The sequence below is a fragment of the Leisingera sp. McT4-56 genome (assembly GCF_020514995.1).
Taxonomy (GTDB): Bacteria; Pseudomonadota; Alphaproteobacteria; order Rhodobacterales; family Rhodobacteraceae; genus Leisingera; species Leisingera aquaemixtae_A.
Map to the genome: position 1 here is coordinate 113,307 of NZ_JAJALF010000013.1, position 11,288 is coordinate 124,594.

An 11,288-nucleotide genomic window follows, 5' to 3' on the forward strand; every position below is an offset into this window, starting at 1 on the left:
GATAGCTGTTTGACCTTTCCCCTCGCCCGGACATATTCTTGCGTGAACGGATAAGAACTTCGCGGAGGACCGGGCATGGCCGAAACTGCTCTGCAGGACATTGGACCCGACAAAACACTGCTGCTGGTCGATGATGACGAGCCTTTTCTGCGGCGTCTGGCAAAGGCAATGGAGAAGCGCGGCTTTGAGGTGGAAACCGCCGGCTCAGTCGCCGCGGGCAGCGCCATCGCAACGGCGCGGCCGCCGGCCTATGCGGTCGTCGACCTGCGGCTGGAGGACGGCAACGGCCTGGATGTGGTCGAAGTGCTGCGCGAGAAACGCCCTGACAGCCGGGTGGTAGTGCTGACCGGCTATGGCGCAATTGCCACGGCGGTTGCCGCGGTCAAGATCGGCGCAACGGATTACCTCTCCAAGCCGGCCGATGCCACCGACATCATGAATGCGCTGTTGTCCACCGGGGATGAGCTGCCGCCACCTCCCGAAAACCCGATGAGCGCCGACCGGGTGCGCTGGGAGCATATCCAGCGCATCTATGAGCTCTGCGACCGCAACGTTTCGGAAACCGCCCGGCGGCTGAACATGCACCGGCGCACCTTGCAGCGGATACTGGCCAAGCGCAGCCCGCGCTGATCCTCAGAGCTGCGACATCAGTTCCGCATGGCGGCGCAGGAACGCCATGCGGGTCTCCAACGGCGGCCGCAGCACGATATCCAGCCCCTCGACAATCTCCGGTTTCGGGGTGCCGAAGAACTTGCTGGCTTCCTTCTTTGAAAACCCGGCGATTTGCACGGCCTCCATCCAGGCGCTGACCTTGTCCGCCCGCTTGATCTGCGCCTTCACCGTCTTCGGCAGCGCAGCGGGCAGTCCGAACCGCAGATGGATGGCGGAGGTCAGCCGCTGGTCCAGATCGCCATAGCCCGGTCCCACAGCCGCCTTGACCGGCGAGATCATGTCGCCGATCACGTATTCCGGCGCATCGTGGAGCAGGGCGGCCAGCCGCCATTTGACCGGCGCCTTGGGCTGCATCCGGGCAAAGATATCTTCGACCAGCAGCGAATGCTCGGCCACCGAATAGGCAAAATCCCCCATCGTCTGGCCGTTCCAGCGCGCCACAAAGGCCAGCCCGTGGGCGATATCCTCAATCTCGATATCCACCGGTGTCGGATCCAGCAGATCCAGGCGGCGGCCGGACAACATGCGCTGCCAGGCACGGGCGGGTTTGGCGGGCATAGGGGATTCCTGTCGCTGCACTCAGCCTTTTGACTACCTGCTGCGGCCGGGCCGGGCAATGCTTGCCGTGTTTGGAGTGTTTGCGCGAACACGGGTGAGAACGCGCAGTTTATGCTCTGTGAGTTTGAAAAAGGCGCATTTCGCACCAATATTTAAAGTATAGAAGGGGCATTGCCCCCACAACGGCAAACCCCCTTTTCGTGACGTGGCACGCAATGGAAAGGAGTTTGTCATGTTCAAGCGTTTACTGGGTCTTTCACTGTTGTTCGGCATGGCAGCGACGGCGCCGCCCGCTCTTGCAGCCAGTTGCGGCGACCGGGAAGTTCTGACGCAGAAGCTGGAAAGCGGATATTCGGAACGTCTGACCGCTGGCGGATTGCAGAAATCCAGGCCTGAGGCCACTGTTATCGAAGTCTGGTCGTCGGATGAAACCGGAACCTTCACGGTTCTGGTCACACATGCAAACGGAATCAGCTGTGTTGTCGCAACCGGTTCATCCTTTTTCCATATCACTGAAAAACAGCCGGATCCGGGCACGCCGAGCTGATGCCGGCAGCCTGACAGGCTTTCCCCTACAGCCTGGCATTTGACGAAAAGCCAGAGCCATCGGCTCCGGCTGCGGGTATCTTCGTTGAATATCAACAATTGCAGTGCTAGGCCCTGCTGCAAGTGTACTCGTAACCGGAATGGAGCAGACTATGGCCGGGGATTATATCGTCAAGGACATCGCGCTGGCCGGGTTTGGCCGCAAGGAACTGGACATCGCCGAAACCGAAATGCCGGGCCTGATGGCTCTGCGCGAGGAGTATGGCGAAAGCAAACCGCTGAAGGGCGCGCGTATTGTTGGCTCGCTGCACATGACCATCCAGACCGCGGTTCTGATCGAAACACTGGTGGCGCTGGGCGCGGATGTGCGCTGGGCGTCCTGCAACATCTTCTCGACCCAGGATCACGCCGCCGCGGCAATTGCCGAAGCCGGCATTCCCGTATTTGCAATCAAGGGTCAGACCCTGGAAGAGCATTGGGATTACCTGGACAAATCCTTCATGTTCCCTGAAGGCGCGAACCTGATCCTGGACGATGGCGGCGACGCCACCCTCTATGTGCTGCTGGGCGCCCGCGCCGAAGCCGGCGAGGACATCATCCCGGTGCCGCAGTCCGAGGAAGAAGCGGTCATCAAGGCGCAGATCATGAAGCGCATGGAAGCATCGCCCGGCTGGTTCACCAAGACCCGCGATGCGATCCTGGGTGTCTCCGAGGAAACCACCACCGGCGTCCACCGCCTGTACGAGCTGCAGAAGAACGGCCAGCTGCCGTTCCCGGCGATCAACGTGAATGACTCGGTCACCAAGTCGAAGTTCGACAACAAATACGGCTGCAAGGAATCGCTGGTCGACGGCATCCGCCGCGCCACCGACACCATGATGGCCGGCAAGGTTGCCGTGGTCTGTGGTTATGGCGACGTGGGTAAAGGCTCCGCAGCTTCCCTGCGCGGCGCTGGCGCCCGTGTGAAAGTCACCGAAGCTGACCCGATCTGCGCTCTCCAGGCCGCCATGGATGGTTTCGAAGTCACCCTGCTGGAAGATGAAGTCGCCACTGCTGACATCTTCATCACCACCACCGGCAACAAGGACGTGATCCGTATCGAGCATATGCGCGAGATGAAGGACATGGCGATTGTCGGCAACATCGGCCACTTCGACAACGAGATTCAGGTCGCCAGCCTGCGCAACCACAAATGGACCAACATCAAGGACCAGGTGGACATGATCGAGATGCCCTCGGGCAACCGCATCATTCTGCTGTCCGAAGGCCGCCTGCTGAACCTTGGCAACGCCACCGGCCACCCTTCTTTCGTGATGTCGGCGTCCTTCACCAACCAGGTGCTGGCCCAGATCGAGCTGTGGACCCGCGGCGACCATTACGAAAACGACGTCTACATCCTGCCCAAGCACCTGGACGAGAAAGTCGCCCGCCTGCATCTGGGCCGCATCGGCGTCAAGCTGACCCAGCTGAGCGCAGAGCAGGCCGCCTATATCGGCGTCAAGCCCGAAGGCCCGTTCAAGCCGGAGCACTACCGCTACTAAGCGGATACCCCTCGAAAACATCGGCGCCGTAGGAGCAATCCAGCGGCGCCTTTTTTGTGCCCGATACCGTCAATTGCCGGTGGACGGGTCAATCACGGTCTCGATCCTGGTTATCTTGTTGGCCGGGAAGCCGCTCAGCTTCGCGTGCTCGTGTATCGCCTCTTCGGAATCGGCCAGGTAAATGCAGAAGGTCTTGTCGCCGGCGACATAGGAATGCTGCCATTGCACCCGGGGCGCGAGCTTGGCCAATGCCTCGTTGGACGTGCGTGCTGCGCCGCCCAGTTCTTCGCCGCTCATACTGCCGACCTTCGGAATCTCCCGTTCAATGAGAAACTTCTGCATGAAACCCTCCTGCTTTTCGCTGTTTCCGGTCTTCCATGTAGGACCGTTTCCCGAAAAGGCAGCAGTGCGGCATGAGTGATACAGCAGAAACCACCAATTCGCTGTCGCTGCCTGCCGCTGGCGATTAATACCCAATCATGTACTGGGCGTACGGGCCGCTACTTCCTGAGCGCAACTGGCCCGGATGCCAGTGAAAAACCAAGTTATTCCCAACGGCTATCTGCGAGTATTCCGCGCCGGAGCTTCTCACACTGGGACGCCCCCTTCGGATACTAAAAGACATCTCCGCCTCGCTACCGCTTCGGGTTGAAATCCTGAGCGGTCATTCGCGGGTACCTCCCATTTAACTCGCATTGTCAGGGTTATTGCTTTGCGGAATCGGCCGGACGGAAGATATACACAAGTAACCGGCCAGGACGGCCAGGAACCAGATTTTCAAACGCGTGTGGTGGATAGTGGAGCACGCGGGGTGGAAGGGAAGGTCCTGATTGTCCTCAGGTCCTTCCCTTTTTCAATTCAGTGCCTCTTTGAAGTCAGAAGAGAGTCAGAACCAGACCGGCCGCAGCGCAGGCCAGCGTCGCATAGCCGCCATCAATCAGCGTCAGCTTGACCGGCCGCATCCCGTACATGTTGTTCAGCGCAATCCAGGGGCTGATGAAAAACAGGCCGATGCCGGCGCCGCCGACCAGCCCTGCGCCCAGAGCTTCGATGCCTGACAGGCTGAATACATGGCGCATCATTCCGGCCACGATCAGCTGAAGGACAAAAGCCATGGCAAAGATCATGGGATTTTGCCCGCCCTTCGGCTTGCCGGTTTCGTCACACTCGACGCCGGAAGCCTCGACCCATGGTTTGGCCAACGCGCCGTAATAAACGGCACCCAGCACAAACGCCGCCGCTGCCGCAACAATCACACTCAGGAATTCCACGATGCTCTCCTCAATGGTTTCAGCCACTTGAGAGCAGAGTGGCAGATCAGCTAGGGTCTGTCTCCCCCAGCGCGCAGATGGCGGCCCATTCGGCTTCGCTCACCGGCTGCACCGACAGGCGGGAGTTCTTAACAAGCACCATCTCCTCCAGCCGCGGATCAGCTTTGATCTGGTCCAGGCTTACCGGCCTGGCAAAGGGGCGCACTGCCTTGATGTCGACGCATTCCCAGCGGTCGTCCTCGGTGGTGCTGTCCGGGTGCGCCTCGGCGCAGACCTCAACGATGCCGACCACGGATTTCTCTTTCTGCGAATGATAGAAAAAGCCGCGGTCGCCAATTTTCATTTCGCGCATGAAGTTGCGCGCCTGGTAGTTGCGCACGCCGTCCCATTCCTCGCCCGCAGCACCCTTGGCAGCCTGGTTATCCCAGCTCCAGGTGGAAGGTTCGGACTTGAACAGCCAGTAACGCATCAGCCAATGACCTTTTTCCAGGTGATCAGTTCGACAGCTTCAAAGAGGCCGGCCTTGTTGTAGGGATCGTTTGCCGCCCATGCCTCGCCTGCTGCCATGTCCTCGACGTCCAGGATAACCAGGGAACCGGCCATATTGCCATCCTGATCCAGCAGCGGGCCTGCCTGCGCCACGGCGCCGGTGTCGTTGATATAGGCCAGATGGGCGTCACGGTTGTCCAGCCGGGTCTGCAAATGGCCGGGTTTGTCGCGGGCGATCAATGCGATGAGCATTTTATTCCTCTTTTAATGGTCTTTTAAGCAAATGTGCCGCTGCCTCGCTGATCGTCAAGCGCTGATCTACTAAATTGGTTACCGTGAGCGTGACCGGCATATCCAGCCCCCTCTGCTGGGCCTGCTCCGCAACGGCCCGCGCGGTGGCGGCACCTTCCACAGTGATGCTAGGATCGAATTCCTCGCCCCGGCCGATGGACAGGCCCAGCCGGTAGTTGCGGGACAGATCCGAAGTACAGGTCAGCGCCAGGTCGCCAAATCCCGAAAGCCCGGCCAGGGTTTCCGCCTTGGCGCCGCTGGCCAGCGCCATCCGCTGCATCTCCGCATAACCCCGGGTCATCAGCGCAGCACGGGCGCTGTCGCCGAGCCCGGCGCCGATCACGGCACCGCAGGCAATTGCCATCACGTTTTTCAGGGCGCCGCCGATTTCCGCGCCTATGGTGTCCGTCGTGCGGTACAGGCGCAGATTGGCTGTAGTCAGCTGCTCCTGCAGTTCCTTGCCCAGCTCCGCATCGCTGCAAGCCAGCGTCAGCGCGGTTGGCAGTCCGCGGGCAATGTCAGCAGCGAAGCTCGGCCCGGTCAGCAGTGCGGCCTGCGCATCCGGCAGAACTTCGCGGATGACGGCAACCGGGCCTAGCCCGGTCTCCAGCTCAATCCCCTTGCAGCATGCAACGAGCGTTTTTCCTGCGAGGTGTCCGCTGTACTGCTCCAGCACACCGCGGAGCGTTTGCATCGGCACCGCCAGAAGCAGAACTTCGGATTGGCAGGCGTCCGCGATATCCGCGGTGATGGCAAGGTTCCCTGGCAGCTCCACACCAGGCAGGCGGGTCCCGTTACGGCGGCTGTCCTGCATCGCCTGGGCCTTAACCGGGTTGCGGGCCCACAGGGTCACCGGCCCGTTGCCGGCCAGCGAAATCGCCAAGGCGGTGCCAAAGGCGCCCGATCCCAGTACCGAAATGCTCATGCTTTGGCTCCCTTGCGGCCTGACCCGATCAGCGCCGGGCTGCTTTGATCCAGCGGCCAGCGCGGTCGGGCGGTCAGGTCCAGCCCGTCGCGCGCACCCGTCTTGAACCGCTCCAGCCCGGCATAGGCGATCATTGCGGCATTGTCGGTGCACAACCGCAGCGGCGGCGCGGTAAAGGCGGCGCCGGCCTCGGTGCAGACAGTCTCTAATGCGGCGCGAATGGCAGTGTTTGCTGCCACACCTCCGGCAACAGCGACCGTTGGCTGTGCCGGTTCTTCTTGAAGGTACAGGCGGATGGCGCGGCGGGTTTTTTCCGCCAAGGTATCAACCACCGCAGCCTGAAACCCTGCACATAGGTCGGCACGGTCCTGGCGGGTGAGGCCGCCTTTTTCCGCCACGATCTGATCGCGCATCCGCATCAGCGCGGTCTTCAGCCCCGAGAATGACAGGTTGCAGTCCGGCCGGTCCAGCAAGGGACGGGGAAAGCGGAACCGCTTGGGATCACCCTGTTCCGCTTCGGCCTGCACTGACGGCCCGCCTGGCTGCGGCAGCCCCAGCAGCCGGGCGGTCTTGTCAAAGGCCTCGCCCGGTGCGTCGTCAATGGTGCCGCCCAAACGGGTGAAATCTTCCGGCCCGCGCACCAGCAGGTACTGGCAGTGGCCGCCGGAGACCAGCAGCATCAGGTAGGGATAGGCGGTCCCATCCGTCAGCCGCGGTGTCAGCGCGTGGCCTGCTAGGTGGTTCACCCCGACGAGCGGCAGGCCGGTTGCAGCGGCAATCCCCTTGGCGCACATCACCCCTGACATAACCCCGCCGATCAGCCCCGGGCCGGCCGTGACGGCCACCGCATCCATGTCCTTCAGGCTCAGCCCGGCCTCCAACAGCGCATCGCGGACGCAGATGTCCAGCTTCTCGGCGTGGGCGCGGGCGGCAATCTCCGGCACCACGCCGCCAAAGGCGCTGTGCAGCTCAGTCTGGCCGAAGACAACCGAGGACAGAACCTCGGGCCGCGCGCCTTCAGTCTGCCGCACCACGGCGGCAGCGGTGTCGTCACAGCTGCTCTCCAGCCCCAGAATTGTCAGGGTCTTTGTCATGGCCTTACCGTTGCATCAAACTGCCGCCGGGGCTACCACCGAAGCGGGTTGCAAACAATCCCGGGAGCCGTGCGATGGTGCCTTTGCTGATGACACGCCCGCTGGCAGCGGCAGAGAGTTTTGTGGACGGCCTGCCTGCCGGGGGGCGGGCCGGGCTGCGGGTGATCTATGCGCCGCTGATGGAGATCCGGCCAGCGCGGGCACCGGTCGCGTTGCAGGGTGTGAAAGGTGTGATTTTCACCTCGGCCAGCGGTGCCGAAGCCGCTTCACGTGAAACCACAGTGCGGCTGCCTGCCTATTGCGTCGGGGAACGCACCGCGCAGGCTGCCGCGGAACTGGGCTGGCAGGCGGAGGCCTTGGGGCAATGCGCCGATGAGCTGACAGCAGCCCTGCTGCAGCAACGCCCGGCCGCGCCGCTTCTGCATCTGCGCGGTGCCCATACCCGTGGAAGCATTGCCCGGCGGCTGACGGAGGCAGGCCTCCCCTGCGGCGAGCAAATCGTGTATGATCAGGAGCTTCTGCCGCTGACAGCTGAGGCGCAGGCCGCGCTTGCTGCGCAAACTGATGTGATCGTGCCGCTTTTTTCACCCAGGACTGCGCGCCATTTTGCCAATCTGTGCGGGGATGCCTCGCATTTGCATCTGATTGCGCTTAGCCAGGCCGTTGCTGAACCGCTGAAAGGCTTGAATTGCAAGGCGTTGCGCGTAAGTAAGGCGCCGGATGCACCGGCCATGGCAGCGGCTGTCCTTGATGCCGCAGCGCAGCTGTCCCGGCTTGAGGGCAAGGGGCGCGCAGAGTAGGGTCCAGCGTGTTCGCACGAATGTATTTTAGGAATCGAGGGGGGAGGCCGGCGTGGCTGACAAGAAAAATCCGGAAGACGTGATTGAGCCTGGCCCCGGTGAAACCAAGCCGGCCGAGGATGCTGCAGAGACCTCCGGGCACGGAGCGGCGGATGAATCCGCTGCCAAGCCTGTTGACACCTCTGACGAAGTAGACTCCGCGGTTCCCGAGACCGAGACCGAGACCGAGACCGAGACCGAGACCGAGACCGAGACCGAGACCGAGACCGAGACCGAGACCGAGACCGAGACCGAGACCGGGATTTCGCCATTTGACCAGGACACCGCTGCAGAGCGGGAAGAGGCTTCGGATGAACCGCTTGCCGCGGCTGAGGCTCCCCGCGAAATCGAGCGGGTGGTAGAAAAGCGCGGCGGCTTCGGCTCCGCCGTGCTGGGTGGTGCTGTAGCAGCAGTTATCGGCTTTGTGGCCGGCCAGGGCGGCTGGCTCGACAGCATCCTGCCGTCGTCGATGCAGGAAAACAGTGAAGAGCTGGCAGCCCTGGAAAGCGGCCAGTCGGACCTGAAGGCGGCATTGGCAGATTTGAAACAGCAGGTTGAGGCCAATCAGGCCCCTGACCTGGCACCGCTGGCCTCCCGCATTGACGCGTTGGCGGCTGAGATTGAACCCCTGAAGACTGCTCAGTCCCCTGACGCGGGCCTGCGCGCGGATCTGGATGCCTTGGCCGACCGGGTCGCGGGCCTGGAAACCCGGCCGCTGGAGGGGGCGTCACCCGAGGCCGTTGCGGCATTTGAAACCGAACTGGCCAAGCTGCAGGACAGCCTTGCTGCGCAGCGCTCAGAAGTCGAAGAGATGCTGGCCGAGGCCCAGGCGATGGATGCCGCCAGTGCCGAAGCCGCGCGGATCGCCAGCGCCCAGACCCAGCTGGCACAGCTGCGGTCCGCACTGAACAGCGGCAACAGCTATGCTGCCAGCGTTCAGGAACTCACCGCCCTTGGCGTAGAGGTGCCTGCGGCCCTGTCCGGCCCGGCCGAAAGCGGCGTAGCCACGATCTCTGCGCTGCGCGACAGCTTTGCCCCGGCGGCACGCGACGCGCTGGCCGCGGCACGTGAGGAGACCAAGGGCAGCGGCGGCTTGCTGGACTACGTGAACCGCCACTTGGGGGCACGTTCTGTGACGCCGCAGGAGGGCGGCACCCCGGATGCGGTGCTGTCGCGCGCCGAGGCCGCGGTGGCTGCGGGCAAGCTGCAGGATGCGCTGAACGAATTGTCCGCACTGCCCGAAACGGCGCGTAATGCCTTGTCCAGCTGGGAAGCTGCGGCAAATGCACGGGTGGCTGCCGTAACAGCCGCCGCTGATCTGGCCCAAAGCCTGCAAGCCAAATAAGGAAGCCGCCATGCTCTGGTCGTTGTTGAAGATCCTCGTATTTGTCGCAATTGTCGCGCTTCTGGCCTTTGGGGGCCGCTTGCTGATGGAAACCTCCGGCGGGATGCAGATCACCGTCGCCGGCGCCGAATACACGCTAAGCGCGCTGCAATCCGTTATCGCGCTGGGTGTGCTGGTTGTGGGCGTCTGGCTGTTCCTGAAACTGCTGTCGCTGCTGGTTGCGACGCTGCATTTCCTGAATGGCGACGAAACCGCCCTGTCGCGTTATTGGGACAAGGGCCGCGAGCGCAAGGGCTACAAGGCGCTGGCCGACGGGCTGATGGCGCTGGCTTCGGGCGAGGGGCGCCTGGCGCTGGCCAAAGCAGCGCGGGCTGAGAAATACCTGCAGAAGCCGGAGCTGACCGATCTGCTGGTGGCCCAGGCAGCTGAGATGAGCGGCGACACCCACAAGGCGGCGGAGGCCTATAAACGTCTGTTGGCGAACCAGCCGACCCGTTTTGTCGGGGTGCGCGGGATCATGAAGCAGAAGCTTTCGGAAGGCGACACAGAGACTGCTCGCCAGCTGGCTGAGAAGGCGCTGGCGCTGCGGCCCAAGCATGAGGAGGTTCAGGACACGCTGCTGCGTCTGCAGGCGCAGGCCGAAGATTGGGCCGGCGCGCGCAAAACGCTGTCGACCAAGCTCAAGACCGGCACCCTGCCGCGCGATGTGTTCAAACGCCGCGATGCGGTGCTGGCGCTGTCGGCCTCTAAGGGCATTCTGGACGAGGGTGCGACGGTCGAGCAGCAGGAGCAGGCGATCGAAGCGAACCGCCTGTCGCCGGACCTGGTCCCTGCTGCCGCCATGGCAGCCCGCGCCTATATTGCCAAGGGCAAGAAGCGCCCGGCCGTCCGGCTGCTGAAAAAGACCTGGGAAAGCCAGCCGCATCCGGACCTGGCCCATGCCTTTGCGGAAATCGAACCTGAGGAAACCGCCGCCGAGCGTGTCCAGCGGTTTGATCAGCTGGCGCGTATCAAACCGCTCAACGACGAGACCCGCCTTGTTATGGCGGAGCTGAACATCGTGGCCGAAGACTTCCCCGAAGCCCGCCGCTGGCTGCATGATCTGGCGAAGCGGGCGCCGGATGCCCGCGCGCTGACGCTGATGGCCGCAATCGAGCGCGGCGAAGGCGCCGGCGACAAAGTGGTGCAGGGCTGGCTGGCCAAGGCGCTGACCGCCCCGCGCGGGCCTCAGTGGGTCTGTGACAGCTGCAACCACATCCATGCGGAATGGGCGCCGGTCTGTGAGCATTGCTCCAGCTTTGACACCCTGTCCTGGAAACGCCCCGAAACGCCGGAGGTTGCCAGCATGGCGGCCGCCCACATGCTGCCGCTGATCACCGGTGCGCTGGAGGACAAGTCCGCAGAGCCGGTCGAGGACGCGGAAATTGTCGAGGCCGCCGAGGATGCAGGGAGCGAGACGCAGGACACGGTCAAAGCGGTGAGCTGACACCGGTTTCCGGTCAAATGAAGACCCGTGATGAACGGCAGGCACGGCCTGCCGTTTTTCATTTCGGACGGTTGGCGCCGCACGCTTCCGCCAGCCGCGGAAAACTCCGTGACTTTAACGTTCATGATGTTCGGGGAATGGTGCCCAGGAGAGGACTCGAACCTCCACGTCCATACGGACACTAGCACCTGAAGCTAGCGCGTCTACCAATTCCGCCACCTGGGCAGGTGT

At 62.9% G+C, this 11,288-nt stretch carries 13 protein-coding genes and 1 tRNA gene; 6 read left to right on the forward strand and 8 right to left on the reverse strand.

What is annotated here, in order from left to right; all coding sequences use genetic code 11:
* Positions 1–75 precede the first annotated feature (75 nt).
* Entirely contained in the window at positions 76–630 is a 555-nt protein-coding gene (locus tag LHL23_RS15135; protein ID WP_222476806.1) for an ActR/PrrA/RegA family redox response regulator transcription factor, read from the forward strand.
* Between the two features lie 3 nt (positions 631–633).
* Here the strand turns inward: LHL23_RS15135 and LHL23_RS15140 are convergent, their stop codons facing one another.
* Positions 634–1,230: an HD domain-containing protein gene (locus LHL23_RS15140; protein WP_226430503.1), complete on the reverse strand. Its 597-nt coding sequence runs from the start codon at positions 1,228–1,230 to the stop codon at positions 634–636.
* A gap of 232 nt (positions 1,231–1,462) precedes the next feature.
* On the opposite strand from LHL23_RS15140, the gene LHL23_RS15145 reads away from it, so the two are divergent.
* Both LHL23_RS15145 and ahcY read left to right on the forward strand, forming a co-directional pair.
* A complete protein-coding gene (locus tag LHL23_RS15145; RefSeq protein WP_222476802.1) occupies positions 1,463–1,777 on the forward strand; it encodes a hypothetical protein in 315 nt (104 codons plus the stop codon).
* Between the two features lie 151 nt (positions 1,778–1,928).
* Complete coding sequence (gene ahcY / locus LHL23_RS15150; RefSeq protein ID WP_222476801.1) at positions 1,929–3,317, forward strand: adenosylhomocysteinase; 1,389 nt, start codon at positions 1,929–1,931, stop codon at positions 3,315–3,317.
* A gap of 69 nt (positions 3,318–3,386) precedes the next feature.
* On the opposite strand, the gene LHL23_RS15155 is transcribed toward ahcY, so the two are convergent.
* The 6 genes from LHL23_RS15155 to tsaD form a co-directional block, all read right to left on the reverse strand.
* Positions 3,387–3,659 carry a DUF4242 domain-containing protein gene (locus tag LHL23_RS15155; protein ID WP_222476800.1) on the reverse strand — a complete coding sequence of 91 codons (273 nt, stop codon included), beginning with the start codon at positions 3,657–3,659 and terminating at the stop codon, positions 3,387–3,389.
* A gap of 533 nt (positions 3,660–4,192) precedes the next feature.
* Positions 4,193–4,588, reverse strand: coding sequence for a DUF1761 domain-containing protein (locus LHL23_RS15160; protein ID WP_226430512.1), 396 nt, complete (start codon positions 4,586–4,588; stop codon positions 4,193–4,195).
* 46 nt (positions 4,589–4,634) lie between these two features.
* On the reverse strand, positions 4,635–5,057 hold the full coding sequence (locus tag LHL23_RS15165; RefSeq protein WP_226430504.1) for an EVE domain-containing protein: 423 nt from the start codon (positions 5,055–5,057) through the stop codon (positions 4,635–4,637).
* Positions 5,057–5,329: a YciI family protein gene (locus LHL23_RS15170; protein ID WP_019295350.1), complete on the reverse strand. Its 273-nt coding sequence runs from the start codon at positions 5,327–5,329 to the stop codon at positions 5,057–5,059. The genes LHL23_RS15165 and LHL23_RS15170 overlap by 1 nt, the downstream gene beginning before the upstream one ends.
* A gap of 1 nt (position 5,330) precedes the next feature.
* The gene (locus LHL23_RS15175; protein WP_226430505.1) at positions 5,331–6,293 is read right to left on the reverse strand and encodes an NAD(P)H-dependent glycerol-3-phosphate dehydrogenase; all 963 of its coding nucleotides are present in this window, start codon (positions 6,291–6,293) and stop codon (positions 5,331–5,333) included.
* The gene (gene tsaD, locus LHL23_RS15180; RefSeq protein ID WP_226430506.1) at positions 6,290–7,387 is read right to left on the reverse strand and encodes a tRNA (adenosine(37)-N6)-threonylcarbamoyltransferase complex transferase subunit TsaD; all 1,098 of its coding nucleotides are present in this window, start codon (positions 7,385–7,387) and stop codon (positions 6,290–6,292) included. The genes LHL23_RS15175 and tsaD overlap by 4 nt, the downstream gene beginning before the upstream one ends.
* Positions 7,388–7,476: 89 nt before the next feature.
* Here tsaD and LHL23_RS15185 point away from each other — a divergent pair, with 89 nt between their 5' ends.
* Genes LHL23_RS15185 through LHL23_RS15195 form a run of 3 tightly spaced genes read left to right on the forward strand, consistent with a single transcriptional unit; the run spans position 7,477 to position 11,057 of the window.
* Positions 7,477–8,187, forward strand: a complete 711-nt coding sequence (locus tag LHL23_RS15185; protein WP_319005211.1) for a uroporphyrinogen-III synthase — start codon at positions 7,477–7,479, stop codon at positions 8,185–8,187.
* A 52-nt stretch (positions 8,188–8,239) separates the two neighbouring features.
* The gene (locus LHL23_RS15190; protein WP_226430508.1) at positions 8,240–9,571 is read left to right on the forward strand and encodes a COG4223 family protein; all 1,332 of its coding nucleotides are present in this window, start codon (positions 8,240–8,242) and stop codon (positions 9,569–9,571) included.
* Between the two features lie 10 nt (positions 9,572–9,581).
* Positions 9,582–11,057, forward strand: coding sequence for a heme biosynthesis protein HemY (locus LHL23_RS15195; RefSeq protein WP_226430509.1), 1,476 nt, complete (start codon positions 9,582–9,584; stop codon positions 11,055–11,057).
* Positions 11,058–11,195: 138 nt separating this feature from the next.
* Here the strand turns inward: LHL23_RS15195 and LHL23_RS15200 are convergent.
* Positions 11,196–11,282: transfer RNA gene (locus LHL23_RS15200), tRNA-Leu, on the reverse strand.
* Positions 11,283–11,288: the final 6 nt, after the last annotated feature.

Excerpts from the sequence above, each read along its gene's own strand:
- LHL23_RS15135 (WP_222476806.1), top strand. The coding sequence starts at position 76 with ATGGCCGAAACTGCTCTGCAGGACATTGGACCCGACAAAACACTGCTG.
- LHL23_RS15140 (WP_226430503.1), bottom strand. The coding sequence starts at position 1,230 with ATGCCCGCCAAACCCGCCCGTGCCTGGCAGCGCATGTTGTCCGGCCGC.
- LHL23_RS15145 (WP_222476802.1), top strand. The coding sequence starts at position 1,463 with ATGTTCAAGCGTTTACTGGGTCTTTCACTGTTGTTCGGCATGGCAGCG.
- ahcY (WP_222476801.1), top strand. The coding sequence starts at position 1,929 with ATGGCCGGGGATTATATCGTCAAGGACATCGCGCTGGCCGGGTTTGGC.
- LHL23_RS15155 (WP_222476800.1), bottom strand. The coding sequence starts at position 3,659 with ATGCAGAAGTTTCTCATTGAACGGGAGATTCCGAAGGTCGGCAGTATG.
- LHL23_RS15165 (WP_226430504.1), bottom strand. The coding sequence starts at position 5,057 with ATGCGTTACTGGCTGTTCAAGTCCGAACCTTCCACCTGGAGCTGGGAT.
- LHL23_RS15170 (WP_019295350.1), bottom strand. The coding sequence starts at position 5,329 with ATGCTCATCGCATTGATCGCCCGCGACAAACCCGGCCATTTGCAGACC.
- LHL23_RS15175 (WP_226430505.1), bottom strand. The coding sequence starts at position 6,293 with ATGAGCATTTCGGTACTGGGATCGGGCGCCTTTGGCACCGCCTTGGCG.
- tsaD (WP_226430506.1), bottom strand. The coding sequence starts at position 7,387 with ATGACAAAGACCCTGACAATTCTGGGGCTGGAGAGCAGCTGTGACGAC.
- LHL23_RS15185 (WP_319005211.1), top strand. The coding sequence starts at position 7,477 with ATGACACGCCCGCTGGCAGCGGCAGAGAGTTTTGTGGACGGCCTGCCT.
- LHL23_RS15195 (WP_226430509.1), top strand. The coding sequence starts at position 9,582 with ATGCTCTGGTCGTTGTTGAAGATCCTCGTATTTGTCGCAATTGTCGCG.